The following is a 26,040-nucleotide window of genomic DNA, read 5'->3' on the forward strand; positions in this document are numbered from 1 at the left end:
CTTCCGGCACCAGCGTCCCGAGGAGGACTGATGCAATACTTCGACACCCACACCCACGCCATTTCGGCTGACACCGGGAACTACCCCGTCAAACCGCTCGGTGGAACCCGTTCCGAATGGTCCCAGATTAGGCCAGTCGACGTCGACGGACTGATCCGTAGCCTGGACGACGCAGGAGTGGAGCGGGCAGCACTTGTGCACGCATCCACCGTCTACGGCTTCGACAACCGCTACGCGGCCGCAGCTCTGGCCCGCTACCCCGACCGGCTCGTCGGTGTCGGGGCGGTGAACTTCCTCGCCGACTCTGCCGTCAATGACTTGCAGCAGCTGATCGAGGAGCAGGGATTCAGCGGCGTCCGGATCAGGGTCTCCGACGGAACCACCAAGGTGCCGACCCCAGGCTCGGGCGTCTCCGACGCGCGGATGGATGCGGTCTGGGACTATATCGCAGCCAACGCTGTTCCGGTGTGCATCCAGATGCACTCAAAAGACGCCCCGAAACTCGCCCAGGTCCTTGAGTCCCGTCCGACAATGACTGTGCTCCTGGACCATGCCGGCCGCCCTAACGCCGCCGGCGGGCCGCCGTACCCGTACCTTGCGGAACTTGGCCAGTTGGCCCGCTTCGCCGGAGTGCACCTCAAGGTCACCCCTCCCGCGCTAAAGCGGCTCCAGGACGAGCCGGACGCGAATGTCACCGAGGTGCTCGGCCAGCTCGTGGAGACCTTCGGTGCGGACCGGCTGATGTGGGGTTCGAACTTCCCCGCCTCGGCGGGAACCCTCGCGGAACTGCGCACATCCATCGAGGCGCACCTGCCCGAACTCGACGAAACACAACGAGCTGCGATCCTCGGCGGCAACGCATCCCGAATCTACAGCGCGGCAGTGGTTGCCCGTTAGCCGTCGACGCCGTCAAAGCCGCCGGCGCAGACTAATACCAGGAGGACTCTCATGAACAACAAGACAAACAGCAGTGAACGGGCCACACGCGTCCGTAGCCGGCTGAGTCTCAGGCTGCTGGCCGTGCTCGCGGTCGTGACCGTCACCGCCTCAGCGTGCGGCGGCAGCGGCGATGCAGCTTCCAAGCTCCCCGCCTCGATGCCCGATCTGGTCAAACAGGCCGAAAGCGAAGGCGAGGTCGCCTGGTCGGCGCCCAAGCCACTGGAGCAGATGCAGCCAGCCATTGACCTCTTCGAGAAAAAGTACCCCGGGATCAAGGTGAAATATACCAACACCAAGGCCCCTGACCAGGTCAGCCAACTCAAAATGGAACAGGCTGCCCGAAAAGTCTCCGTCGACGTCGCCGCTGCCGGCGAACTGACGGTACCGCCCTCCCTGGAGCTCGCCGACACCGTGGATTGGGCCACCTACGGCATCAACAAGGAGCACATCTTCTTCGAGAACAAAGCCGTCTACATCTGGGCTGCCCCGAAGGTCTGGGCCTACAACAAGACGATGGTGACCCCCTCGGATGTCCCCACTACATGGGACGATCTGCTCAAGCCGCGCTGGAATGACGCACAGATCGGCGCAGAGTCGCGCGCATCCTTCATGACCGTCTGGAATCTCGATCCTGCCCTGGGCGAGGACAAAGCCCTCACCTGGGCGAAGCAGTTCGCTGCACAGAAGCCGCACTTCACTCCGAACACAACCCAGTCCGAGGGGCTGATCGAAAGCGGGCAGGTTGACCTCGGCACCAGCCTCATCAACCTGGTGCTGCAAGCCCAGAAATCCGGGGCTCCGGTTGAATTGGCGCCGCTCTCGCCGACCAACACAAACGAGACCTTCATTTACATGCCAAAGGGTGCACCCCACCCGGCTGCTGCAGTGTTGCTGACCTCGTTCCTGTCCTCAGATGAGGCGCAGGCAGCACTGGCAACGACCTACAACTCACGCATCCCGCAGGAAACCGACTGCTCGAACCCGGGCCAGAGCCCCGTAGTCAAAGCACTTTGCACCGCTAAGATCACGTGGCACTCCAGTGGAACGATCGAACACTACAACGCCCTCGCCGAATTCTTCCCCAAGGCCCAAAAGGCCTTGGGAACGGACCTTGGGTAGGCGATCCACATGACCATCAACGCAACAGAGGCGCCCATCACCGGCGATGCGCCACCGCCGCCGGAGCGACCGGCACCCGTCAGCCGGTCCCGCCACGGGCTGGGCAGCAAAGCGCTAAACATAGCGATGATTCTGCTCGTCGGCTACCTGATTGTTGTTCCGCTGGTAGTCCTCTTCTACAGCAGTTTCAAGGCGTCAACGACCAAACTGCCCTTCGACGTCAAGGGATTCTCCTTTGACAACTATTTGCACGTCTTCCAGTCGAGCCGACTGGGCGAGGTAACCCTGAATACGGCAATCTACGTCGTAGGTTCCGTGCTGGTTGCCTTGGTGCTGAGCGTCTCCCTCGCGTATCTTTTCGAGCGCACCGACATCCCCGGCCGGCGGATCCTGGCGCCGATGGCGCTGGCTCCCATGGCTGTACCCGTAGTGGTCATGGCGATTGCATGGGCGCTCGTCGCAAACCCCGCCAACGGGCCACTGGCGATCGTCATCCGGCAGACGCTGGGACTGTCGATCGACATCTACTCACTGCCCGGAATGATCGTCGTGATGGGCATCTTCGGTGTACCGAGCATGTACCTGATGATCGCACCGGCCTTCGCCCGGCTGAACCCGGAGCTCGAGGAGGCGGCCGCGGCTGTCGGCGCCCCTCTGATGCGCCGGCTGCGGCTCATCGTGTTCCCGTTGATCGGGCCGGCCGTTTCGGCCGCGACCATGTTGTTTGTCGTGGTGGTTTTCGAAGGGTTCTCCATCCCGGCCCTGCTCGGCCTGCCCGACCAGATCTTCGTCTTCAGCAGCCTGATCCAGCACTCTCTGGAACCGCCGACAGGATCACCCAACTACGGCCAGGCAACTACCTACGGCGTGCTCATCCTCGTATTGTCCTTCGCCATGTTGCTGATCTACCGGCGTCGCATCCGGGACAGCCACCGCTTCAAGGTCGTGGTCGGAAAGGCGTACCGCCAATCCCGCACACCGCTGGGAAAGTGGCGGATCCCGGTCTTCACCGTTGTCGCCTTGTACATGCTGATCGGGATTGTCTTGCCGATTCTTGCGCTCTTGTGGACGAGCCTGTCGCCGTTTTCACGCCCGATTAGCTGGGACGGCCTGTCCGACCTGACATTCGTCCAGTTCGCCAAGATCCTGACGGACCCTGGCATGGGCGAGGTCATGCTGAACACCGCGATCGTGGTACTGGTAACTGCGACCGCAACGACAGCGATGTCCGTGTGGATCGCGGTCGCCGCCCACCGCAAATCTTTCCGCGGCAGCGCGGTGCTGTTCGAATCGACGTACCTTGTGTTCGGAATCCCCAGCGTCGTGCTCGGTGCCGCCGTTCTGTTCCTGTACCTGTTCATTCCCATCCCGATCTATGGCACGGTATGGATCATCATCGTGGCACTGGTGACACGCTTCCTGCCCCGCGGATCACGGCTCGTGCAAACAGCGCTTCTCCAACTGGACGAGGGCCTGATCGAAGCCGCCCGCGTCACCGGGGCATCACCCTTCACGGTGACGGTCAAAATCCTGCTTCCCTTGCTGCGCCAGGCGCTGTGGAAGTGCTGGCTCTGGGTCTTCGCCCACGCCCTCGGAGAACTGCCCATCGCCCTGCTGCTGACAAGCGCAGACAACCGGACCCTGGTCGTCGAGGTCTGGGACACGTTCACTTCGAGCGTCAACTACCCGCAAGCAAGTGCGCTGGCGGTAATCATCCTGGTGATTTCAATGATTGCGGTCCTGTTGGTAAACCGGCGCGGGGCCTCTGAGAAGGAAGCATGAGCAACATGACACGCAATACGGAAAGCTCGATCACGATCCACGGGCTGCGCAAGAGTTACGCCAAGGCCCGCAACGGTGAGCAACCCTACGCCGTGGACGGCGTCTCGTTCGAGGTGCCCAAAGGCCAGTTTGTGACACTCCTCGGCCCCAGTGGTTGCGGTAAAACCACTACCCTGCGGTGTATTGCCGGCTTGGAACAGCCTGACGACGGCCAGATCATCATGGCCGGACAGACGGTATTCGACGGAGCCAACGGCATCCAGATCCGACCTGAAGATCGGCCGATCGCGATGGTCCCGCAGTCATACGGCATCTGGCCGCACATGACCGTGCTCGACAACGCCGCCTTCCCGCTCCGCCACGGCCGCAACCGAAAAGGGCAGCAAAACGTCAAACAGCGAACCCTCGAAATGCTGGAGCAGGTGGGCCTGTCGGCCTACGCAGACCGGTGGGCTACCCAGCTCAGCGGCGGGCAGCAGCAGCGCCTTGCCCTTGCGCGGGCGCTCCTTTCCGAACCGGAGGTCCTGCTGCTGGATGAGCCGTTGTCGAACCTGGATGCAAAACTCCGGGCAAAGCTGCGGGTGGAGCTTCGTGAGTTCCAGGAAAAATTCGGCGTAACCTCGGTTTACGTGACTCACGACCAGGCAGAGGCTCTGGCACTGTCTGACATCGTCGTGGTCATGAGCCACGGCCGGATCGAACAGATAGATCCGCCCGAGCGCCTCTACCAGCAGCCCAAGTCGGCGTTCGTGGCCGACTTTATCGGCAGCGCGAACCTGATCCCGGCCCGCGAGGTCACCAGGGTCTCCGAAGGGTTGCTTGTCAAAACCGATGTGGGCACGTTCCTGTGCGCCAGCGACGGCCAGGAAATGACACCCTCAGCCGAGGGCGGAAACGTCTGCATTCGGCCTGAGAATGTGGATGTAAACACCGGGGCCTCAGCCACGAGTGACGTGGGCAGCCAGAACGTGATGACCGGCCGGGTCATCGGTGCTGAATTCCTCGGTGACCGTCTGGAGCTGATCATCGACGTCAATGGCACGAAGCTAACCGCATCTGCCTCCGCGGGCCTGGCAGCGCGCCCTGGTGACAACGTCATCGTGCGGGTGAAGCCGTTGCACGCCCGCTACCTCGCGTACTGAGAGCGCGCAAGAGGGCCATTCGCGACCGGAAAGTAGGCCGTGGGGGAAGCTGCGGAGCAGCAGCTTCCGCCACGGCCTCTTGGCGCGCCAAACCAAATTCGGCCTGCACCGTTCGTTGAGCAAGGGTGGAGAACCAATGTCAGTGTCGTCGTCGTCGCATTCTTCATCACCACTGGCCGGGCTACCGGGGCAGGCAACCGCCGGTCCTCATGTCGACTCCCTGCGGCTGACAGTGGTACGTCTGGCGCGGCAACTAAGGAAGCATTCAGGCGCAGAGCTTACGCCGACACAAATGTCGGCGTTGAACGTCCTGGGCCGACAGGGGCGCATCCGAGTCGGCAGGCTCGCCCAGATCGAAGGCATCAGCAAGCCCACCGCGACCAGATTGACCGGCAAGCTCGAGGATATGGGCTTGGTTGATCGGACCCAGGATGATGCCGATGCCCGAAGCTGGCAGGTGGCGTTAACGCCGCAAGGCGAACGTCTCCTGTCGCTCGCGAGCATGCGGGCTGACGAGTACTTGGCCCGCCAAATGTCCGCGCTGCACCCGGATGATCAGCGAAGACTTTTGGAGGCGCTGCCTGCCTTGGTTCAACTCCTGGAGCTCAAAGCATGAAACGCTATTTCCGCTCAACGTTTGTTTCGCTTGGCGGCCGGAACTTCCGACTGTATTTCTTCGGCCAGAGCATGTCCCAAATCGGCACCTGGACGCAGAAGATCACCCAGGCGTGGCTTGTGTTGGAGCTCACCGATTCGGGCGCGCTGTTGGGGATGACATTGGCGCTGCAGGCTGTCCCCACGTTGCTGTTCAGTGCGTGGGGTGGCCTGTTGGCCGACCGTTTGGACAAGCGTCGGATCTTGCTCTGGACGCAGGCTGCTTCGATGGGTCCCGCAGCCCTTCTCGGCGTACTCACGGCGACGGGGAGCGTGACCTTGTGGATGGTGTTTCTGATGGCTGCCGTCATTGGCACTATAGAGGCGCTTGATAAACCGGCGAGGCAGACGTTCATTGCCGAAGTAGTCGCCCGGGAACATCTCACCAACGCGCTGACGCTCAACAACATCACCATCAATTCTGGCAAGCTCATAGGCCCCGCCATCGCTGGTGTCCTCATCACAGGTGCAGGCATGGCGGCCAGCTTCTTGGTGAATGCGGCCTCATTTTGCGCTGTGCTGTTGGCGCTCCTCTTCATTCGAGCTGATCAATTGGAACGGACCGTGCCCGTTGTCCGCTCCAAAGGGCAGCTTCGCCAAGGCTTACGCTACGTGCACGCCCAGCCGCGGCTTTTTGGTCCCCTGGTACTTCTGACGGCGACTGGCCTGCTGGCGTGGGAATGGACGGTGACTCTGCCCCTTCTGGCCCGCGACGTTTTCCACGGTGACGCCCAGGACGTGAGCGCGATGTTCATTGCCATGGGTTCGGGGGCAATACTTGGCGTGCTCGCGATTGCCGGCATTCTGAAAGCAACGACTGGCCGATTGATCGCGGCGAGCCTCACGTTTGCAGCCCTGCTCATGGCTGTCGCTTTTGCTCCCGTTATCCATGCCACCCTTGCCCTGCTTTTCATGCTGGGCGCTGCGGGCGTCGCCTATCGGGTGATTACGACCTCGCTGGCGCAACTTGAGGCCGCTCCGGTTATGCGTGGGCGCACGATGTCGCTCTTCGTCATCGCCGTAGGCGGTACCTCTCCAATCAGCGCGCCCCTCCTGGGTTGGCTTTGTGAGGTCGTCGGAGTCCGGGCCACTTTGGCGACAGGCGGTTTGGGAACTGCCCTGGTGTCGCTGCTTGTATGGGCCTACTTGCGCCGCGACCGCAATGCAGGAGAAAGTGCACTTGAGGGTCAGGAGATGCTGGCCGCGCCCCCACCGACGAGGTCCCCGTTGGGCTGATGCGGGAAGGGGCACACTGAGGTTCGACAGGCGAGCGCGGCAGTGGGGAAATCCGTCCGCGGTCTGCAAGCAGGCGACCATACGTTTCGGCAGGCATAAGCTAATACCAGAAGGTCGCTTCCAGCACCGGAGAGTTCATCGTGGACACTGAAACCGCCGATGTGATCGGTCATGACGTCACCACCATCACCTGCGTGTGCGGCAACACCGTCAGCCAGGCCGGACTGATACAGGCCAACTCACTAGGCGTCCCCGTTTACGCTGGCGGAGGCGCTCCCGTTCCCGCGGAGTTGGCGGAATGGCCTGCGGATGAGGATCTCTATACCCTGTGTCCCTCATGCGGCCGCGTGTACCGTGACTCGGTAGTCGAAGAGACGGGGACCGCGCCCGTGGCTTTCCGGGTGGACGTCACCGCCGGCCCAATCGCGGAGGCAATCCAAGCCCACTGGAACCTCAGCACGTAGGCCGGGCGGGAGCAGGCTGATTTTCTGGCGGCAGTGTCTGTAAGACACCCCCACCGTTTAGGGCTGCTTCGCCGGCTATGAGAACCGCTGATGGCAAATAGTCGATATTCAGGCGGCCGTCGGCATACGGTGGGCTAAGTCGACAAATGTGAATACTCTCAAGGCGCCGGGGTACGGGAAGACTGAAGAACACCCCGGGAGGTGCCACGCAGGAACCACCGATAAAGGAGCAATCTGTGCGGGAAGCAAGCTTCAACAAGAGCGTTTCAGTAGCCGACGATCTGGCCGGCGAGCCTGACGGGCTCGATGCGGCCGCGGCTGATCGGGCGGCAGCGGAAGCGACCGGCCCAGCCTCCGCAGCCGAAGTGTCTCCGGCTGACTCAGCGCCCGAAGCGCCTGAAGCGCCCGAAGCAGCGGAAGCCGCTGACATCACCTATGACGAGCAGTTCTATCCGGCCCGCCCCAAGGCACTGAGACCGATCGCCCGCCGTCGCCAGTTCTTTGCCGACCGGCCCTCGCTCGAGTTTGACGGGCGCAACGCCGCCTATGTCGAGTGGCTGCGGAACCAGGCGATGCTGGGGGACGCCAACGTGATGGCGCGGCAGCTCTCCGGACAGGCCAGCATGTGGCAGAACTCCTATGCCCATCCGAACCCGCGGGCTGCCGTGGAACGCGCACCCGTCTGGTTTACCGCTTACCCGCTGTCCTTCATCACGCGCCCGGGCCAGTCCTTCCTGTCCGCCCTCGGAGATCCTGAACTGTGGGACGCCTTCCGGGAGATCGGGATCCGGGGCCTGCACACCGGTCCCGTCAAGCTCGCCGGGGGCATCCGGGGCTGGTCCCAGACGCCAAGCGTGGACGGGCACTTCGACCGCATCAGCATGGCGATCGACCCGGTGTTCGGCACCGAGGACGAATTCCGCAAGATGTGCGAGGTCGCCGCCGACCATGACGGCACCGTGATTGATGACATCGTTCCCGGCCACACAGGCAAGGGTGCCGACTTCCGTCTGGCCGAAATGAACTTCCGGGACTACCCCGGCATCTATCACATGATCGACATCCCGGAAGAGGACTGGCACCTGCTGCCGGATGTTCCCGAAGGCGAAGATTCGGTGAACATCAGTCCCGATGCCGAGCAGGCACTGCAGAAGGCCGGGTACATTATCGGCCGGCTGCAGCGGGTGATCTTCTATGAACCCGGGGTCAAGGAGACCAACTGGAGCGCCACGCGGCCCATCGTGGACACGGCCGGCAAAACCCGGCGCTGGGTCTATCTGCACTATTTCAAGGCCGGCCAGCCCTCCATCAACTGGCTGGACCCCACCTTTGCGGGAATGCGGCTGGTGGTGGGGGACGCCCTGCACTCCCTGCTCGACCTGGGCACCGGTGCGCTGCGGCTGGACGCGAACGGGTTCCTGGGCGTGGAGAAGAGCGCCGAGGAGCAGCCGGGCTGGTCCGAGGGGCACCCGCTGTCCGAGGCCGCCAACCAGCTCATCGGCTCCATGATCCGCAAGGTCGGCGGGTTCTCCTTCCAGGAACTCAACCTGACCATCGACGACATCAAGGCCACGTCGGAGGCGGGTCCGGACCTCTCCTACGACTTCGTGACCAGGCCGGCCTATCACTACGCGCTGGTGACTGCCGATACTGAATTCCTGCGCCTGACCCTGCGCCTCGCCATGGAAATCGGCGTCGACCAGGCATCGCTGGTCCACGCCCTGCAGAACCACGACGAACTGACCTATGAACTGGTGCATTTCGCCGCCGGCCACAAGGACGACGTGTTCGAACTCAACGGCCAGGAGCTCACCGGGGCCGAAGTCGCCGAGCACGTCCAGCAGACCCTGCGGGAACGGCTGACGGGCCCGGACACCCCGTACAACGCCCTGTTCACCACCAACGGCATCGCCTGCACGACGGCGAGCTTCATCATGGCCGCCCTGGGGATCCAGGACCCGGAGAACCTCACCGACGAACAGCAGGCCCAGATTCTGGACGTCCACGTCCTGCTGTCCATGTACAACGCCCTGCAGCCGGGTGTCTTTGCCCTGTCCGGCTGGGACCTCACCGGCGTCGCCGCCCTCGACCGCCAGAAAGTGCGGGAACTCACCGCGCAGGGAGACACCCGCTGGATCAACCGCGGCGCGCACGACATCATGGGCACCAGCCCCGAGGCGGAGGCCTCCTCCGCCGGCATGCCCCGTGCCCGCAGCCTCTACGGGCCGTTGCCCGACCAGCTCAAGGACCCCTCTTCCTACGCCCGGCGCCTGCAGAAGATCCTTGCCGTGCGGGAACAGAACGGGATCGCCACCAGCACCCTGCTGGACGTGCCGGAGGTTTCCCATCGCGGCCTGCTGGTTCTGGTCAACCGGCTGGGGGACGGGAACCTTCAGGCAACCGTGCTCAACTTCTCCGGGCAGGACATCGCGGGCAGCATCCAGTCGACCCACCTGGTTCCCGGCAGCAGCGTCCATGACCTCTTCAGCGGCGAGGCCGTTGGACAGGTCGATGACCTGCACAGCTTCTTCCTGGAGTTGGGTGCCTACCAGGGCACGGCGCTGCTCCTGAAGGAGGGCGAGAAGGACGACGACGGCGACGCCGAGTGAGCGGGCCCGGCACCTAGCGTGCCGGCACCGCCACGGGCACCGCGCCCACCGAGCCGCGCCGCACCAGCGCGGCCTGGAACTCGGGTGCCGGTGCCAGTGGCGGACGGCCCTCGATCTGCCTGATCAGGGCGCTCGCCGCCGCCGCGCCCATCTCGTAGACGGGCTGCGCCACCACCGTCAGGGGTGGCGTGGTCAGGCGGGTCCAGGCAAAGTCGTCGTACATCAGGAACGACACGTCGTCGGGGATTCGGAGTCCCATCTCCTGGATGGCTTCCACCACGCTGAGGGCAATCAGGCCGTCGGAAGCCACGACGGCGGTGGCCGGGTCAGCGCCTCGCAGCACCTCGCGTGTGAGGCTCCGGATAGAGCCGGCATCGCCGGCGTTGAGCCGCACAAGGTCTTCCGGGAACTCACATGTGGCGTCCGCAAAGGCCCGCCGCATCCCCTCGAGGCGGTCCGAAATCTGCGACGAATCCAGCCGCATCTCCGCCGAATACCCGGCGTCGGTGCGCAGTGTCGAGATGAAGGCCACCCTGCGGTGCCCGGCGTCCAGGAGGTACCGGGTCGATTCGTACGAGATGGCGGCCATGTCGACGGCGACAGTCTCCACCGCGAGCCCGTCCGCCGAGCGGTCCAGCAGCACCAGCGGCCGGCCTGATTCGTTAACCCGCCGCAGGTGCTCCGTCTCCACCGACGACGCCGGAGCAACGATCAGGCCGTCCACCCGCTTGTCGAGCAGCACGCGGACAGCGTCCACTTCGGCCGCCGTGTTCTCGTCCGTGTTGATCAGGATGACGTTGAACCCGCTCTTCTTGGCGGTGTCCGTGATCCCCCTGGTGGCCAGGCCGAAGTGCGGGTTTTCGATGTCGCCCACCACCACGCCGATGGTGTGCGATTTCCCGGTGTTCATGCTGCGCGCCAGCTCGTTGGGGCGGTACTCCAGCTCTTCCGCCGCGGCCAGAACCCGCTCGCGGACGTCGTCGCTGACCGCCCCGTAGTTCCCCAGGGCACGCGCGGCCTGGGCCTTGGACACCTGGGCAGCTTTTGCGACGTCGGCAACTGTTACATCCCGGCGCCTTGCTCCGTCACTGCTCATGTTCACCTTTCAGGGGGCTGTTGACGCGGACTGTGAGTTCCGCTACATTTTCTAGCAATCGATGTGAGTCCGGTCTCAATCGTAGGGACTGAGACCGGACTCAGCAAGACCCTCATCGGCCAAAATCCTTTAGCGGCCCTGACAGCACCGCTTTCCCTCCCACGATTGGACAACGCTGTGATCAAACTGAACTTCCGCCCGGCAGCGGTCGCTGCGGCAGCCCTGGCGGCAATCCTCGCCCTCTCCGGCTGCGGCGGCGCTTCGCCCGCCAGCTCGGCTCCCGCCGAGAACCCGTACGGCCTGATTGAGCCGGGCACCATCCGGGTGGCGAGCCTGGGCGACGCCAAGCCGTACACCTTCACCGACGCGCAGGGTAACTTCACCGGCTTCGACGTAGAACTCTTCAAGGACGTGGCCCACCGCGCCGGAGTGGACAAAGTGGTCTTCACCGGTCAGGACTTCTCCGCGATCCTGCCGGCAGTGGCCAACGGCCAGTTCGACGTCGGTGTGGCCGCCATCGGCATCACCGACAAGCGCAAGGAAACGGTCGACTTCTCCGACGGTTACCTTGCCGGCTACCTGACGCTCATCACCACCAAGACCTCGGGCATCAAGGACGCCGACGGTGTGGCAGGCAAGCGCCTGGGCGTAGTCCAGGGAACGCTTCAGGAGGCCTACGCGGTCAAGAACTTCGCCTCGGCCAACCTGGTCCGCTTCCCGGACAACAATTCGGCCATCTCCGCCGTGAACAGCGGATCCGTGGACGCCCACTTCCTGGACTACGAGGCTGCCAAGTCCTACATGAAACAGTACGGCCTGGTCAGCGCGGCGGACATCCCGTCCTTCGACGCGCCGGCCGGTTTTGCTCTGGCCAAGAGCAAGACGGCCTTCAAGGAGGCCCTCAACAAGGGCCTCGCGGCAGCCATGGAAGACGGCACCTGGAAGAAGCTGTACCAGAAGTGGTTCCCGGGCTCCCCGATGCCTGAGCAGTACCTGCCCAAGGCAGAGCAGACCGCAACCCCGGCTCCGACCGCAAGCAAGTAAGCGACAGCGGGACCGGTTCAGTACCGGATCCCAGACCCGGGCGGGCCGCCCGCCGCGGCCCGCCCGGCACTTTTCGAAACAACTAACGTCTGAGAGCACTCAATGGACTGGCTCAACATCATCAGCCGCACCTTCTTCGACTTTCAAGCGATGGCCGAGGTGCTGCCGCAACTCCTCGGGGTTGGCCTTCTCAACACCCTGATCATCTCCGTCGCCGCCACGATTCTTGGTGTGGTGCTGGGCATGGTGGTGGCGGTCATGGGCATCTCCCGTTCGAGGTGGCTGCGAATTCCGGCCCGGATCTACACCGACCTCTTCCGCGGACTGCCCGCCATTCTTACCATCCTGCTGATCGGCCAGGGCTTCGCCCGGTTCAGCCAGTCAGTCTTCGGGCCCTCGCCGTACCCGCTGGGAATCATCGCGCTGAGCCTCATCGCCAGCGCCTACATCGGCGAGATCTTCCGGGCCGGCATCCTCAGCGTGGACAAGGGCCAGGGCGAAGCGTGCCGCGCCCTGGGCATGAGCTACGCCAAATCCATGGCCCTGGTGGTGGTCCCGCAGGGCGTCCGCCGCGTCCTGCCGGCCCTGGTGAACCAGTTCATCGCCATCGTCAAGGACTCCTCCCTGGTCTACTTCCTGGGCCTGCTGGTCAGCGAACGCGAACTCTTCCGCGTGGGCCAGGACGCCGCCGTGCTCTCCGGCAACCTTTCACCGCTGGTCATGGCCGGCATCTTCTACCTGGTGATCACGGTGCCCCTGACACACCTGGTCAACTACTTCGACAACAGGTTCCGCACCGGCCGCCGTCGGCCCACGCCGCCCACGTCCGGGCTGAAGGAAGTCACCGAACTCGACGCGGCCTCGCCGCTGATCACCGGGAGCAACACATGAGCCTCGCAAGCAACACCGCCAATACCGCCGCGGAAAACCATACGTTCCACGGCTCCAGCCTGGAACTGAAGAACCTGACCATGGCCTACGGGGACATCGAGGTGCTTCGCAACGTCAGCCTCACCGTTGCCCCGGGCACCACCACCTGCATCATCGGGCCCTCGGGCTCGGGCAAGTCCACGCTGCTGCGCGGCGTCAACCGCCTGCATGAGCCCAAGAGCGGCGACGTGCTGCTGGCCGGTGAAAGCGCCCTGCAGGTCAAGCCCGACATCCTGCGGGCCCGGATCGGCATGGTCTTTCAGCACTTCAACCTCTTCCCGGACCACACCGCACTGGAAAACGTGGCGCTGGCGCTCTGGAGCGTCAAGGGCATGTCCAAGGCCGAGGCAAGGGAACGCGCCCGCCGCGGCCTCGCCGAGGTGGGCCTGGCCGAGAGGGCCGACCACCGGCCACGCGACCTGTCCGGCGGCCAGCAGCAGCGGGTGGCCATCGCTCGGGCGCTGGCCATGGAACCGGAGGTGATGCTGTTCGATGAAGCCACCAGCGCCCTGGACCCGGAACTGGTCAAGGGCGTCCTGAACCTGATGGCCGGGCTCGGCCGGCGCGGCATGACCATGCTGGTGGTCACGCACGAGATGGGCTTCGCCCGGAAGGTCGCGGACCAGGTGGTCTTCATGGACGAGGGCGAAGTGGTGGAGGCCGGGAGTCCGGCCGAACTGTTTGATAACCCGCGCAGCGAACGACTGCAGCGCTTCCTCTCGGAGGTGCTGTGATGGGCAACGTAACAGCGGCCCCCATCCGGACCGCCGTCGTCGGCTTTGGAATCTCCGGCAAGGTCTTCCACACGCCGCTGATCGCGGCGGATCCGCGCTACTCACTGGACGTGATCGTGACGGCGGACCCGGCGCGGGCCGCCGAGGCGGCCAGGCTCTACCCGCAGGCGCGCATCGTTCCCACGCCGGAGGCGATGTTCGCGCTGGCCGGGGACCTGGACCTCGCCATCCTGGGCACCCCGCCGCACACCCACTTCGACCTGGCGGCCGCAGCCATTGCGCACGGCCTCCACGTAGTGGTGGACAAGCCCTTCGTGCCGACGTCAGCCCAGGGGGAGGAACTGACCGCCCTGGCGTCCGACGGCGGGGTGCAGCTCACGGTGTTCCAGAACCGCCGGTGGGACGCCGACTTCCTGACGCTGCAGAAGCTGCTGCGGGAGCCCGCCCTGGGCGAAGTGCGCACCTTCGAATCACGGTTCGAATGGTGGCGGCCGGAAGGCTTCGGGAACTGGCGTGACAGCGTCTCCCTTGCCCAGGGCGGCGGGATCCTCCACGACCTCGGTGCGCACCTGATCGACCAGGCCATCCAGCTGTTCGGGCCGGTCGAAAAGAGCTACGGCGAGACGGCCAGCCGGGGACCGGATCCGGAGGCCGCAGACACGGAGGCGTTCGTCTCCCTGCTTCACAGGTCCGGAGTCCGCAGCAGGCTGTGGATGAACGGCATGGCAGCCCAGGTGGGTCCGCGCTTCCACGTCCTGGGCTCCGAATCCGGCTACACGAAGTGGGGCCTGGACGGCCAGGAGCCCGCGCTCGCGGCCGGCATGACGCCGTCGGATCCCTCCTACGGCGTCGATCCCCAGGAGTCTTGGGGGCTTCTGGGGGTGGATGGAGGCGCCGTTCCCGTTCCCGCAGAGCGGGGCGCCTACCCCGAGTTCTATGTGCAGCTCGCCGCCGCCCTGCGCGGGGAGGGCCCGCTGCCTGTTGACCCGGCAGGGCCGCTCGAAGTCCTCAGGGTCATTGAAGGGATTCACGCGCTGGCCTGAGTCTGAGCCTCCAGCCACTCCGGCGGTGTCTCGCCGTCTGAATTTCCCGGACGCAGCTTCTGTCCGAATCCGAAGCCGCGTCCCCATCAACCGTGTCCAAAATCCTCAGAAAGGGAGAACTCATGTCCTCCACCGCCACCAAGCACGTCGCCATCATCGGCGGCGGCATCCTGGGCGTCTCCACCGCTGTCCACCTGCTCCGCGAAGGCGCATCCGTGACGCTGCTGACCGAACGCGGCCTGGCCAGCGAAGCCACCGGCCGTTCGCTCTCCTGGCTCAACTCCGCGGGTGAACGGTCCACGCCGTACCACCTGCTCCGCCTCGCCGGCGTGGACAGGTACCGCACGCTCTTCGCAGCCGACCCCAGCCGGGAGTGGCTGCAGTTCGGCGGCGGGCTGATGTGGAACGCCGAAGGGCGGCGGGAGGCCACCGAGGCCCGCCACGCCTACGAAAAGTCGATCGGCTACGACTCCAAGCTGCTGGCCCCGGAGGGCATTGCCGCATTCACGCCCGGCATCGATGCTGGGGCCGTTCCGGAAAACGCCATCTTCAACCCCGGTGAGGGCTGGGTCAGCCTGCCGGACCTGGTGGAGTTCCTGCTGGAGGAGTTCCACGAGCGCGGCGGCCGGCTGGTGCTGAACGCCGGCAAGTCGTCCGTGGTGGTGGACGGCGGGCGGGCGGTGGGCGTCGAGACGGCGGCGGGGGAGACGTACGACGCCGACGCGGTACTGGTGGCGTGCGGTGCGGCGACGCCCGCCGTCGTCGCTCCTTTGGGCGTGGACATCCCCAACGGTTCCCCGGTGTCCATGCTGGTACTGACCAAGCCGGTGGAGCACAGCGTCAAGGCCGTGATGAACACGCCGCGTGCCGCCGTGCGCCCCAACCCGGGCAGCACCTTTGCCCTGGACCACGACTGGTACGAGGAACACATTACGGAGCATGCAGACGGTTCGTTCAGCATCCCCGAGGATGTAGTGCAGGAACTCGCCGACGAGGCCAGCAAGCTCATTGCCGGCAACCCCGAACTCAAGCCCGCGAGCTGGAAAATCGGCTACAAGCCGATTCCGGGCGACGGGGAGCCGGTGCTGGGCGAGCTCGGCCAGGTGCCCGGCTGCTTTGTGGCGTTCACGCACTCCGGTGCCACGCTCGGGCTGGTGGTCGGCGAACTCCTCGCCGGCGAGATCCTGACGGGCGACAGGCACCCCATGCTGGCCACGTTCCGTCCGGCCCGGTTCTCCTAGGCACTCGTCCAAGCCCCGGGCAAGACGGAAGCCCCGCACCGCCGTTGAACGTGAGCGGTGCGGGGCTTCTTTGGGGAGTCCCGGTCTGGGGTCCGGAGCGCTTCCCTGAGTTAGCCGACCGGATGGCCCTGGCTGCAGGTCGTTTCTCCAGGCAGGACGTCGTGTCCCTGGATGCAGGTCACTGTTGGCGGCGGCGGGGTTTCGTGGGCGAGGAAGAAAAGGCTGCTCTTTCCGTGGCTGATGCCGGCGTCTTCGCGCTGGAGCCATGAGGAATGGTGGACGCCAGGCTTCGGCTCCTCTCCGTGTCCGCGCGAGGCATGCCTGAATGGATTCCTGACCACGGTGACCGCGACCTTTCCCAAACTACCGTCCGTCCCTGCTTCTGCAGCGATTCGCCGGTGCATCGAGTATAGGCGGGCTGCGCGGCGGGAGACAGGCTCGACGAGTGAGTGGTGGCCCGCCGCGCAGACCGGGCTGAGGCCGGTTCGTGAGTCCGCTATCGGATGGAATCTCAAATTGCCGTACGATTCGTGTCATATGCGGTTGTTCTGTGTCCGAAACGGCCAGGGCGCCACTGGGAAAGTTCGGCACCGCCTCCAATGACCCCGTGTTCAGTGAGGGGCAAGGAAGCTGCTGGACGCATCTGATGCTGGGGGGCGGATGAGTACAGGCGTGAGCCGAAAGGCTGAACGTTCAGGCGGGCGGACGGGACCACGGCGGCCCTGGCTGCTGTGGCTCATGTGGGTGCTGCTGGGCCTGTACCTGACGGCTCTGATGGTGCACGGTGAGGGGTTCAATCCGCTCGTGGACCTTTGGCTGGGCATGCCAGCGTCATGGGCACCCGCTGCGGTGGCCTGGCTGGCGGCCTACCGCGCCAAGAACCGCCGGGCACCCGCCCTCGTGGCGATGGCCTTGAGTGCTTTTGCGGCGGGGAGCACCGTTTATGTGTCCTCGCTGGCAGGGGCCAGCTCGCTGCCCTTCCCGTCGCCCGCGGATATTGGCTACCTGCTGTTTTATCCGCTGGTTCTCAGCGGGTTATTCGTCTATCTTCTTGCGTTGCGCCAGCGGCTGGCGCGCTCGGTGCTGCTGGACGCCGTCGTCGGCTCCCTCGGCGCCGCCTCGGGCCTGGTTGTCCTGCTCGCCCCATTGTTGTCGGCGGCCGGCGGCCTTCCCACACTGGCTACGGCAGTGGCCATCGCCTACCCCCTCCTGGACCTCATCGTCCTGGCGGTGACCGCCGGAATGGCTGCGGTGCCAGGCCTTGCCACGGCGCGCAGCGGGGCAACCCTGATGCTGGGCCTCGTAGTGTTCGCTGTGGCCGATGCCTTCTACGCCTTCAGGTTGGCGAACGACACTTATCAGCTGGGCACGCCGCTCGATGCAGGCTGGACGGCAGGTCTTTGCCTCATCGCCGCCTGGGCGGACGGCTTCGCCCGGCAGGAGGAAAAGGCCGAGGGCGCCAGCGAAGGCTCGTGGACGCCTGCCGTGCCGATGGTCGCCACGGCTGCAGGGGCCGGGGTGCTGATCATGGGTACCGGCATTCCTGTGCCCGGACTCGCCGTCGCCCTTGCCGCCGCAACTCTCCTGTCCGCGGGTATCCGCACCCAGCTGGCCTTCCGCAAGCTGGTCACGCTCGCTGAGGTGCGGCGCCAATCCCGGACGGATGAGCTGACAGGGCTGCCGAACCGGCGTGCTCTGTACGCCGACGCACCCGGGTTGCTCGACGCAAGGCCGGGAGTGGACTGCGCCTTTCTGCTGCTGGACGCCGACCGGTTCAAGGAAATTAATGACAGCCTGGGCCATGACGTGGGCGACAGGCTGCTGATCCAGGTCAGTGAACGGCTCCGCCGCTGCCTGCGTCCGGGGGACCTGATAGCCCGGCTGGGCGGAGACGAGTTTGCCATTCTCCTCCTGGATACGGGCCGGGATGAGGCTGTCAGGATCGCTGACTTGCTGCGGGCCGCGCTGAATGAGCCGCTGACTCTGAAGGGTATTGCCGTGCAGGTCGGCATCAGCGTCGGCATCGCCATGTTCCCGGAACAGGGGGAGGACCTGAAGACGCTGCTGCGCAAGGCGGACACGGCCATGTACCGGGCGAAGACATCGCGCAGCGGGCACCACGTGTACGCCAGCGAGGACCAGAACCCGGGGGAGGAGAGGCTGCGGATGCTGCAGGAGCTGCGCGCAGCCCTGGCCGAGGACCAGCTGGTGCTGCATTACCAGCCGAAGGTGGACGCCATGACAGGCGACGTGAAGGGCGTCGAAGCCCTTGTCCGCTGGAACCACCCCCGGCGCGGACTGCTCGCACCCGACTCGTTCCTTCTGCTCACGGAGGAAGCGGGGCTTATGAACGACCTGAACAGCAGGGTGCTCAGCCTGGCCCTGGACCAGGCCGCCGTCTGGCGTGCGCAGGGCCAGCCGCTGACAGTGGCGGTTAACCTCTCGGCCAGCACACTGATAGACGCGGAGTTGCCCGAACGGATCGCCGTGATGGTCAAGGAGCGGGGCCTGAGCGAGTCTGCCCTGATGGTCGAAATCACCGAGGAATTCATGATGCCGGACCGCAGCCGCGCCAGGGACATCCTGTCCCGGCTGCAGGACAGCGGAATACAGATTGCCATCGACGACTTCGGCACGGGATACAGCTCCCTGGCCTACCTGCGCGACCTGCCCATCAACGAGCTGAAACTGGACCGCTCCTTCATAGCCCCGATGACCCACTGTCCGCGGGCCGCGGCCCTGGTGGCCTCCACCATCAACCTCGCGCACAGCCTCGGCCTGACGGTAGTGGCCGAAGGCGTGGAGGACGGGCCGGCCCTGGAGCAGCTGGGCGGGTACGGATGCGACCAGGCTCAGGGCTTCCATATTCTCCGGCCGGTGCCGGCGGCTGAGCTGGACGAATGGCTGGAGGCATCCCGCCTGGACAGTGGGCTGCCCTCGGCGTGAAGTGCTCAGCCGCCGCTTGCGGTTGCGGTGCCTGCCGGCTCAGTGGTCGGGGGTGGCTCAGTGGTCGGGGCTGGAGCCGCGCCGGTTGGAGCGGACGACGGCGGTAAGTCCAGTGTGACGGTCACGGTTCCGTCCGCGGCGATGGCAATCCGCCCGTGCTGGTAGTCCTGGAGGGTGCCCGAACCGGCCAGACGTGTGTCGCCGGTCGGGAAACCCAGTGGACCGGTTTCGCCGCCGGCGGCGGCCCACGCGGAACGCAATGCTGCCGTAGAGATGTGCGCGCCTGTTGTGCGGTGCCAGATGATGTAGCCGTTCCGGAAGCCCTGGTAACGCCCGCCGATCCCGGTGGACAGTTCATTTGTGGTGGCATTCCCAAGCGTGTGGGCGGCCTTGAATTTGGCGCCGATGGCCCCGGCAACAATCCGCGCCCCCGCCGGGGCAGTCCACGTGATGGTGCCGCCCTGGAAGTTCTGCGCCGCGCCGCCGCTGAAGGCGTACTCATTGCTTGTGGGGTAGCCGAGGGCGCCGTGTTCCGAACCGGCCCCGGCCCAGGCTGTGCGGATGGCGCCGCGGGTGACGCGGGCGCCGGTGGTGGGGGACCAGTGGATGATCCCGCCCTGGAATGTCTGGTAGCTGCCGCCGTCCTTCAGGCCGCCGATCTCATCGGAGGTGGGGTAGCCGAGCACCCCGCGTTCGTAGCCTGATACAGCCCAGACGGACAGGATTCCGCCTCGGGTGATGTGCGCCCCCGTCGCCCGGGACCAGTGGATCCGGCCGCCCTGGAAGCCTTGGTAGGCGCCGCCGTTCCTGAGGCCGTGTCCCTCATCCGACGTCGGGTAGCCGAGCCTGCCGTTCTGCGCGCCTGCGGCAGCCCACTTGCTCCGGATCGCGCCGCCGATCGTACGCGCGCCGCCCGCCGTCGACCAGTAGATCCACCCGCCCCGGAACACCTGGTACGCCCCGCCGCTGCGCAGTCCTGTCACCTCACGGGAGGCGGGGTTGCCCAGCCAGCTGGCGGGTCCGCCGGTCCGGGCGTACTTGGCGGTGATGGCACCGAACGGGTTGCTCGAGAATGGTGTGAACACGTCATCTACCGCACCCATGATGATGCGGTCTCCCGGCCGGTTGGTCCGGAGCAGGCGCGTGACGGTGGCCAGGCTCGTGGAGACGCAGCCGGCGCTGGGGGCGCGGCCGGCATGGAAGAAAATGGCGTACGACGCGCCGAGAACGGTCTTTGAGTCCGGCGGCCGGTTGTAGTTGATGACGGCGGCCTGCTCGTAATAGCCCTGGTTCATGAAGGTCCAGAGGTTCTCGTCGGCCTCGCCGCCGGCGCCTTCAAAGTACTGGTTGTAGTTCCGGTTCCATTCACCGCCCCAGCGGGACCGGGTGTTGATCCTGTAGTACTTCAGGGCGGTGCCGGGATTGCTGCGCCCCAGGGCCTCCGTGAAACTGAATGAGCCGGTGGGGGACCGGTAGGTGTCCTCCCATTCCCGGTTCTGCGCCGCAAACCCGTACTGCCCGCCGTAGCCCCAGTCCTGCCACTCCTGGATGTAGCGGTTTCCCGAACGGACGCAGCCGGTGACGGTGAGCAGGCTGGTGTTGCGGGTGGTGGCCGTGGCGAACGTGACCCTGTTCGCCCCGAAACCGGAAAACCTGGTCTGCCCGGCGCTGAGCCGCGCGCAGGGGTTGTAAACCTGCGGGGACGCAGCGGCCGGTGGGGCCGTAGCCACCGCTCCGGCCGGAACGGCCAGCGCGAGAAGGGCAGCAACCAGGACTTTCAGAACAGACACGGCGGAGACCTTTGCCTACGGCGGCAGCCGCATCCCCCCGCGGACGCCATCCGGACACGAGCATATAGTGCGCCGGGCTGTGCCGCGGTCAAGGCCGCGGCCCAATTGAGTGCGCCGCGGCCTGTGTGTTGTCAGGCCAGGATTCTCTTGTGGAAGAACACGAGGTAGTCGCCCGTGGCGTCCTCAAACCCGAAATCCTTCCAGTACTCCCGTAACGCCGATTTGGCCTCCAAGTACTCTGCCGAGTCCTCCGGCGGGGACCCCTCGCCGTCCGCCGGCGCGGCGTGGACCACCACCAGGTTCACCGACCGGCCCACGGTTTCCACGATGGCGTTGAGCACCGTGTAGCCCGTTCTGTCGCCGCGGTACTCCGGAAGGATTTCGAGGGAGGAGATTATCATCAGGTCGCCGCCGTCCTGCAGGTACTCCCTGATCAGGTCCGGGCGGTCCATGGTCAGCATTTCGACAGCCTTGGCCATCTCCTGGTCTGCCTTGCCGGTGGTGAGGAAGAGATTGATCATGCCGGCTTTGGGAACAACCTGGACGACGGCGCTGCCGAGCCGCTTTTCCTCATCGTCGCCGCCGGGGGCCGGCAGGCTGCAACTCACCGCAACTTCCCAGCGCATCGGGTAGTCGGCGGGATCATGCTCCAGCCCGGGCGTGCCCCGGTACCGGAGCTTGTACTCAAAGAACAGCGATTCCGGGTCGATTACGGTCATGGCGCCGTCCTTGAGTTCGCAGCGTTGCGTGTTAAGGAATTTTAGTCGCCTTGGGCGGCGGGAGGAATGGGATCAGCCCCGGAGTCCGCCCAGCCCGCTGATCAGTGCCTCCAGGCCAAGGCTGAAGGCGACATCGGCTGGCCGCTCGTGGCCCTGCTCGGCCAGGCTCCGGACGGCGCCCGTGAAACTCGGCGTCGCCTCCGCCATGGTTCCGGGATCGAAGATGTCCGCCGGCGCTGTGACGTCGTAGGCCGAGCCGAAGATGAAGGACTCCAGCGCGACGATGGAAGAGACAATCCGCTCCTCCGGAAACCCGGCGTCGCGGAAGCCGGCGCTGACCGTCTCATACATGGCCAGGGTCTGCGGCGCATCGGTCACGGGCAGCACGGCAATGACCGGTATCAGCGGGGTGTGCCGGGAGAACACGTCGCGGTAGCTCCAGGCCCAATTCCGCACGGCCTCCTCCCACGGGCCGGCACCGAAGGCCGAAACATCCACCAGGGATGCCAGGTGGTCCTCCACCAGCAGGAGCACGTCCCGCTTGGATTTCACGTGGTTATAGAGGGCCGACGGCGCCACGTTCAGTGAACGGGCCAGTGCGGCCATGGTGAGGCCGTCGTAGCCCTTCTTCTCGATGAGCTGCAGCGCGGCTTCCGTGATGCCGCCCTTGTCCAGCACGCCTCCCACGGGGCGCCCGGCGCGGCGCCGGCTGCCCTGGCCATCTGTTGCTGAGCCAGTTGTTGCTGAACCGGCTGTTGCTACGGCTGGTGATGCCGGCATGGCTGACCTTTCTGCGGGTGAACGTCCTTTCGCATTATTCCACCAGCCTCTTCCGCTCCTTCGCCAAAGGCCCTATAGTTCTTATAAATGAATGGCATTCATTTAGTGGTTCGCATCACTTGAGCGGCCACAGAGAAAGGACATCATGCTGAATCTTGACCGCGACGTAGTGATCGTAGGCGCCGGCCCCTCCGGCCTCACCGCTGCCCGCCAACTGAAAAAGGCGGGCCTGACCGTCGCCGTGCTGGAAGCCCGGGACCGCGTGGGCGGCCGGACGTGGACGGACACCGTGGACGGTGCCATGCTCGAGATCGGCGGCCAGTGGGTATCGCCGGACCAGACCGCACTGCTGGCCCTGCTGGACGAACTCGGCCTGGAAACGTACTCCCGCTACCGCGAAGGGGAGTCCGTCTACATCGGAGCCGACGGCGTCCCGGTCCGCTACACCGGGGACATGTTCCCTGTCAGCGCCACCACGGCTGCTGAAATGGACAAGCTCATCGCGCTGCTGGACGAGCTGGCGGCCGAGGTCGGGCCCGCCGAACCCTGGGCACACCCCAAGGCGAGGGAACTGGACACCATCTCCTTCCACCACTGGCTGCGCCAGAACTCCCCGGACGAGGAGGCCTGCAATAACATCGGGCTGTTCATTGCCGGCGGCATGCTCACCAAGCCGGCGCACGCGTTCTCGGCCCTGCAGGCGGTCCTGATGGCCGCTTCCGCGGGGTCCTTCACCCACCTGACGGATGAGGACTTCATCCTGGACAAGCGGGTCATCGGCGGGATGCAGCAGGTTTCCCTGCTGCAGGCAGCGGAACTGGGTGCCGACGTCGTCCTTGACAGCCCGGTGCGCACCATCCACTGGGAGGCCGACGGCGGAAACGGCCACCGGGTCACCGCCGTCTCGGACCGGGCCACGGTGAACGCGCGCTTCGTGATCATGGCCGTGCCGCCCAACCTGTACTCCCGCGTCTCGTTCGACCCGCCGCTGCCGCGCCGCCAGCACCAGATGCACCAGCATCAGTCCCTGGGCCTGGTCATCAAGGTGCACGCCGTCTACGGCACGCCGTTCTGGCGCGAGGACGGGCTCTCCGGCACCGGGTTCGGCGCCGGCTCCCTGGTCCAGGAGGTCTACGACAACACCAACCACGGCGACCCCCGCGGCACACTCGTGGGCTTCATCTCCGATGAAAAGGCCGACGCCGTCTTCGAACTCAGCGCCGAGGACCGCCGCCGCGCCATCCTGGAATCGATCGCCGGCTTCCTGGGCGAGAAGGCCCTCGAGCCCGAGGTGTACTACGAATCCGACTGGGGTTCCGAGGAATGGACGCGCGGCGCCTACGCCGCCAGCTACGACCTCGGCGGACTGCACCGCTACGGCAAGGACCAGCACACAGCCGTCGGTCCCATCTACTGGTGCTCCTCCGACCTCGCCGCCGAAGGCTACCAGCACGTCGACGGCGCAGTCCGCATGGGCCAGGCCACCGCAACCCGCATCGCCGCGGCCGCCCAGTTGACCGAAACGCAAGGCGAGCCTGAACTGGCGAACGCAACGGCCGCCGTCGGCTAATCGCTGCGGTCACATCCCAGTGGCCGCACCCCATTCGATGAAGAATGACACTCCGGAGAGGCAATCCCATGAGTACAAAAGCCCCCGTCACCCAGGACACGCCCAAGAGCCTGAGTGAAAAGGGCCTCAAAGCCGGGTCCGTCGGGCTGATCGGTGCAGTGGTGATCGGGGTGTCCTGCATCGCGCCGGCGTACACGCTCACCGCGGCCCTCGGACCCACTGTTTCCGAGGTGGGCGTGCACCTGCCGGCGGTGTTCCTCGTGGGATTCATCCCGATGCTGCTCGTGGCACTCGGCTACCGGGAACTCAACAACGCAATGCCCGACGCCGGAACCTCCTTCACGTGGGCAACGCGGGCCTTTGGCCCGTGGATCGGCTGGATGGGAGGCTGGGGGCTGATCGCCGCCACCATCATCGTGCTGTCCAACCTGGCGGCGGTGGCCGTCGACTTCTTCTACCTGATGCTCGCCCAGCTGCTCGGCAATCCCGGGATCGCTGAGCTGTCGAAGAATCTGCCGCTGAACATCGCCACCACCCTGGTGTTCATCGCGGCGGCGTGCTGGATCTCCTACCGCGGCATGGAAACCACCAAGGGCGTCCAGTACGTCCTGGTGGGCTTCCAGCTGCTGGTGCTGGGGTGGTTCGCGGTCTCCGCGTTCGTCCACGTGGCCAACGGGACCGCGTTCGACGCCACGGCCATCTCGCCGGACTGGTTCAACCCCTTCGCCGTCGACTCCTTCTCCGCCTTCGCGGCCGGGGTGTCATTGTCGATCTTCATCTACTGGGGCTGGGACGTGACCCTGACCATGAACGAGGAGACGCGGAATCCGGAGAAGACGCCTGGGCGGGCGGCGACAGTGACCGTCGTCGTCATCGTGGCCATCTACATGATGGCCGCGCTGGCCACGCTGTCCTTCGCCGGCGTCGGAGAGGCGGGACTGGGCACCGGCAACCCGGACAACCAGTCCAGCATCTTCGCGGTCCTGTCCGGGCCGGTCATGGGGCCGTTCGCCATTCTGATGTCGCTGGCCATCCTCAGCAGTTCCGCGGCCTCGCTGCAGTCCACGTTCGTCTCCCCGGCGCGGACGCTGCTGGCCATGGGCCACTACAAGGCCCTTCCACCGAAGTTCGGCAAGGTCAGCCCCACGTTCAGGTCACCGAGCTACGCAACGATTGCAGCGGCCGTTGCCGCGGCGGCGTTCTACGTGATCACCCGGACCACCTCGGAGAACGCGCTGTGGGACACCATCACGGCGCTGGGCATGATGATCTGCTTCTACTACGGGATCACGGCGCTCGCCTGCGTCTGGTTCTTCCGTGCGGTCGCCTTCGGCAGCGTCCGCGCGTTCCTCTTCAAGTTCCTGGCTCCGCTGCTGGGCGGAGTGATCCTGCTGGTGATGTTCGTGAAGACGGCCTACGACTCCTTGGATCCGGAGTACGGCTCCGGATCTTCGGTGGGCGGCGTGGGCATGGTGTTCATCCTGGGCATGGGCGTCATCCTCCTCGGCGTGGTCACCATGCTGGTGATGGCCCGGATCCGTCCCGAGTTTTTCAAAGGCAAGGTGCTGGCACGGGGACTCTGACTGGAAACTAAGCACACTTACCAATAGGGTGGCTGCTAGGGCACTGACCCGGTCCAGGAGAACGTACTCGAGCAGAACGAGGTGACAGCATGACGGGCACGGAAAGCATCAGCACAGTCACGGACATCATCAACCATTCCCACATTGGAATGTTCACCACCATCAACGAGGAAGGCGCCCTGGTCAGCCGGCCGCTGGCCGTCCAGGACGTTAAGGACGACGGCGACATGTGGTTCTTCACCGGGGAGGGAACCTCCCAGGTGGCCCACGTCTCCGCCGACGCCAGGGTCAACGTCTCTTTCGGCAAGGGCACTGAGTGGGTCTCGGTGGCCGGGACCGCGGAAGTGGTGCGTGACCGGGCCAAGATCCGCGAACTGTGGAACCAGTCGGTTGAGGCCTGGTTCCCGGACGGGCCAGACACCCCGGAGGTGGTCCTGCTGCGCGTGGACTCCGACTCCGCCGAATACTGGACCAGCCCCGGCGGCACCGCGGCGACCGTCCTGCAATGGGTGAAGTCGAAGGTCACGCACAGCCGCATGAGCGTGGGCGAGAGCGGAACCGTCGAGCTGTAACTCCAAACTGCAACGCGGGGTCACTTGGCGCCCATTCGGAGGTCCGG

21 protein-coding genes are annotated in these 26,040 nt (G+C 65.4%); 17 read left to right on the plus strand and 4 right to left on the minus strand.

The features are described 5' to 3' along the window. Nucleotides 1-30 precede the first annotated feature (30 nt). From AC57BR_RS09750 to treS, 8 genes are all read left to right on the plus strand, one after another. Nucleotides 31-897, plus strand: a complete 867-nt coding sequence (locus AC57BR_RS09750) for an amidohydrolase family protein (protein WP_496359956.1) — start codon at nucleotides 31-33, stop codon at nucleotides 895-897. Nucleotides 898-948: 51 nt separating this feature from the next. Then, nucleotides 949-2,058, plus strand: coding sequence for an ABC transporter substrate-binding protein (locus AC57BR_RS09755; protein ID WP_496359958.1), 1,110 nt, complete (start codon nucleotides 949-951; stop codon nucleotides 2,056-2,058). A 9-nt stretch (nucleotides 2,059-2,067) separates the two neighbouring features. Beyond that, a complete protein-coding gene (locus AC57BR_RS09760) occupies nucleotides 2,068-3,840 on the plus strand; it encodes an ABC transporter permease (RefSeq protein ID WP_496359960.1) in 1,773 nt (590 codons plus the stop codon). After that, nucleotides 3,837-4,982: an ABC transporter ATP-binding protein gene (locus AC57BR_RS09765; RefSeq protein ID WP_496359962.1), complete on the plus strand. Its 1,146-nt coding sequence runs from the start codon at nucleotides 3,837-3,839 to the stop codon at nucleotides 4,980-4,982. Before AC57BR_RS09760 ends, AC57BR_RS09765 begins: the two co-directional genes overlap by 4 nt. A gap of 136 nt (nucleotides 4,983-5,118) precedes the next feature. Further along, nucleotides 5,119-5,598, plus strand: coding sequence for a MarR family winged helix-turn-helix transcriptional regulator (locus AC57BR_RS09770; RefSeq protein ID WP_496359964.1), 480 nt, complete (start codon nucleotides 5,119-5,121; stop codon nucleotides 5,596-5,598). Continuing rightward, entirely contained in the window at nucleotides 5,595-6,872 is a 1,278-nt protein-coding gene (locus AC57BR_RS09775; RefSeq protein ID WP_496359966.1) for an MFS transporter, read from the plus strand. The genes AC57BR_RS09770 and AC57BR_RS09775 overlap by 4 nt, the downstream gene beginning before the upstream one ends. Nucleotides 6,873-7,012: 140 nt before the next feature. Beyond that, nucleotides 7,013-7,336: a hypothetical protein gene (locus AC57BR_RS09780; protein ID WP_496359968.1), complete on the plus strand. Its 324-nt coding sequence runs from the start codon at nucleotides 7,013-7,015 to the stop codon at nucleotides 7,334-7,336. Nucleotides 7,337-7,701: 365 nt separating this feature from the next. Next, nucleotides 7,702-9,945, plus strand: coding sequence for a maltose alpha-D-glucosyltransferase (gene treS, locus AC57BR_RS09785; protein ID WP_496360064.1), 2,244 nt, complete (start codon nucleotides 7,702-7,704; stop codon nucleotides 9,943-9,945). A gap of 13 nt (nucleotides 9,946-9,958) precedes the next feature. Here treS and AC57BR_RS09790 read toward each other — a convergent pair whose 3' ends face one another. Beyond that, nucleotides 9,959-11,041 carry a LacI family DNA-binding transcriptional regulator gene (locus tag AC57BR_RS09790; protein WP_496359970.1) on the minus strand — a complete coding sequence of 361 codons (1,083 nt, stop codon included), beginning with the start codon at nucleotides 11,039-11,041 and terminating at the stop codon, nucleotides 9,959-9,961. Between the two features lie 177 nt (nucleotides 11,042-11,218). Between AC57BR_RS09790 and AC57BR_RS09795 the strand changes: the two genes are divergently transcribed. The 6 genes from AC57BR_RS09795 to AC57BR_RS09820 all read left to right on the plus strand — a co-directional run bounded on the left by AC57BR_RS09795 (nucleotide 11,219) and on the right by AC57BR_RS09820 (nucleotide 18,979). Further along, on the plus strand, nucleotides 11,219-12,085 hold the full coding sequence (locus tag AC57BR_RS09795; protein WP_496359972.1) for an ABC transporter substrate-binding protein: 867 nt from the start codon (nucleotides 11,219-11,221) through the stop codon (nucleotides 12,083-12,085). 102 nt (nucleotides 12,086-12,187) lie between these two features. Continuing rightward, nucleotides 12,188-12,976, plus strand: a complete 789-nt coding sequence (locus tag AC57BR_RS09800) for an amino acid ABC transporter permease (protein ID WP_496359974.1) — start codon at nucleotides 12,188-12,190, stop codon at nucleotides 12,974-12,976. Further along, nucleotides 12,973-13,749, plus strand: a complete 777-nt coding sequence (locus AC57BR_RS09805) for an amino acid ABC transporter ATP-binding protein (RefSeq protein WP_496359976.1) — start codon at nucleotides 12,973-12,975, stop codon at nucleotides 13,747-13,749. Before AC57BR_RS09800 ends, AC57BR_RS09805 begins: the two co-directional genes overlap by 4 nt. After that, the gene (locus tag AC57BR_RS09810; protein WP_496359978.1) at nucleotides 13,749-14,792 is read left to right on the plus strand and encodes a Gfo/Idh/MocA family protein; all 1,044 of its coding nucleotides are present in this window, start codon (nucleotides 13,749-13,751) and stop codon (nucleotides 14,790-14,792) included. Before AC57BR_RS09805 ends, AC57BR_RS09810 begins: the two co-directional genes overlap by 1 nt. Before the next feature lie 122 nt (nucleotides 14,793-14,914). Continuing rightward, complete coding sequence (locus tag AC57BR_RS09815; RefSeq protein WP_496359980.1) at nucleotides 14,915-16,033, plus strand: NAD(P)/FAD-dependent oxidoreductase; 1,119 nt, start codon at nucleotides 14,915-14,917, stop codon at nucleotides 16,031-16,033. Nucleotides 16,034-16,705: 672 nt separating this feature from the next. Further along, a complete protein-coding gene (locus tag AC57BR_RS09820; RefSeq protein ID WP_496359982.1) occupies nucleotides 16,706-18,979 on the plus strand; it encodes a putative bifunctional diguanylate cyclase/phosphodiesterase in 2,274 nt (757 codons plus the stop codon). Nucleotides 18,980-18,984: 5 nt separating this feature from the next. Here the strand turns inward: AC57BR_RS09820 and AC57BR_RS09825 are convergent, their stop codons facing one another. From AC57BR_RS09825 to AC57BR_RS09835, 3 genes are all read right to left on the minus strand, one after another. Continuing rightward, entirely contained in the window at nucleotides 18,985-20,769 is a 1,785-nt protein-coding gene (locus AC57BR_RS09825) for a hypothetical protein (protein WP_496359984.1), read from the minus strand. A 131-nt stretch (nucleotides 20,770-20,900) separates the two neighbouring features. Then, nucleotides 20,901-21,488, minus strand: a complete 588-nt coding sequence (locus tag AC57BR_RS09830; RefSeq protein ID WP_496359986.1) for a hypothetical protein — start codon at nucleotides 21,486-21,488, stop codon at nucleotides 20,901-20,903. A gap of 72 nt (nucleotides 21,489-21,560) precedes the next feature. Beyond that, complete coding sequence (locus AC57BR_RS09835) at nucleotides 21,561-22,268, minus strand: TetR/AcrR family transcriptional regulator (RefSeq protein WP_496359988.1); 708 nt, start codon at nucleotides 22,266-22,268, stop codon at nucleotides 21,561-21,563. Between the two features lie 145 nt (nucleotides 22,269-22,413). Here AC57BR_RS09835 and AC57BR_RS09840 point away from each other — a divergent pair, with 145 nt between their 5' ends. From AC57BR_RS09840 to AC57BR_RS09850, 3 genes are all read left to right on the plus strand, one after another. Further along, a complete protein-coding gene (locus AC57BR_RS09840; protein ID WP_496359990.1) occupies nucleotides 22,414-23,838 on the plus strand; it encodes a flavin monoamine oxidase family protein in 1,425 nt (474 codons plus the stop codon). Nucleotides 23,839-23,906: 68 nt separating this feature from the next. Continuing rightward, entirely contained in the window at nucleotides 23,907-25,421 is a 1,515-nt protein-coding gene (locus tag AC57BR_RS09845; RefSeq protein ID WP_496359992.1) for an APC family permease, read from the plus strand. Between the two features lie 89 nt (nucleotides 25,422-25,510). Then, entirely contained in the window at nucleotides 25,511-25,993 is a 483-nt protein-coding gene (locus AC57BR_RS09850) for a pyridoxamine 5'-phosphate oxidase family protein (RefSeq protein WP_496359994.1), read from the plus strand. The last annotated feature ends 47 nt before the right edge of the window (nucleotides 25,994-26,040 follow it).

Source organism: Arthrobacter sp. BGA-UO-ETr-C19 (assembly GCF_059568005.1).

Coding starts and splice junctions, on each gene's coding strand:
- AC57BR_RS09750 (WP_496359956.1), top strand. CDS start 31: ATGCAATACTTCGACACCCACACCCACGCCATTTCGGCTGACACCGGG.
- AC57BR_RS09755 (WP_496359958.1), top strand. CDS start 949: ATGAACAACAAGACAAACAGCAGTGAACGGGCCACACGCGTCCGTAGC.
- AC57BR_RS09760 (WP_496359960.1), top strand. CDS start 2,068: ATGACCATCAACGCAACAGAGGCGCCCATCACCGGCGATGCGCCACCG.
- AC57BR_RS09765 (WP_496359962.1), top strand. CDS start 3,837: ATGAGCAACATGACACGCAATACGGAAAGCTCGATCACGATCCACGGG.
- AC57BR_RS09770 (WP_496359964.1), top strand. CDS start 5,119: ATGTCAGTGTCGTCGTCGTCGCATTCTTCATCACCACTGGCCGGGCTA.
- AC57BR_RS09775 (WP_496359966.1), top strand. CDS start 5,595: ATGAAACGCTATTTCCGCTCAACGTTTGTTTCGCTTGGCGGCCGGAAC.
- AC57BR_RS09790 (WP_496359970.1), bottom strand. CDS start 11,041: ATGAGCAGTGACGGAGCAAGGCGCCGGGATGTAACAGTTGCCGACGTC.
- AC57BR_RS09800 (WP_496359974.1), top strand. CDS start 12,188: ATGGACTGGCTCAACATCATCAGCCGCACCTTCTTCGACTTTCAAGCG.
- AC57BR_RS09805 (WP_496359976.1), top strand. CDS start 12,973: ATGAGCCTCGCAAGCAACACCGCCAATACCGCCGCGGAAAACCATACG.
- AC57BR_RS09810 (WP_496359978.1), top strand. CDS start 13,749: ATGGGCAACGTAACAGCGGCCCCCATCCGGACCGCCGTCGTCGGCTTT.
- AC57BR_RS09815 (WP_496359980.1), top strand. CDS start 14,915: ATGTCCTCCACCGCCACCAAGCACGTCGCCATCATCGGCGGCGGCATC.
- AC57BR_RS09830 (WP_496359986.1), bottom strand. CDS start 21,488: ATGACCGTAATCGACCCGGAATCGCTGTTCTTTGAGTACAAGCTCCGG.
- AC57BR_RS09835 (WP_496359988.1), bottom strand. CDS start 22,268: ATGCCGGCATCACCAGCCGTAGCAACAGCCGGTTCAGCAACAACTGGC.
- AC57BR_RS09840 (WP_496359990.1), top strand. CDS start 22,414: ATGCTGAATCTTGACCGCGACGTAGTGATCGTAGGCGCCGGCCCCTCC.
- AC57BR_RS09845 (WP_496359992.1), top strand. CDS start 23,907: ATGAGTACAAAAGCCCCCGTCACCCAGGACACGCCCAAGAGCCTGAGT.
- AC57BR_RS09850 (WP_496359994.1), top strand. CDS start 25,511: ATGACGGGCACGGAAAGCATCAGCACAGTCACGGACATCATCAACCAT.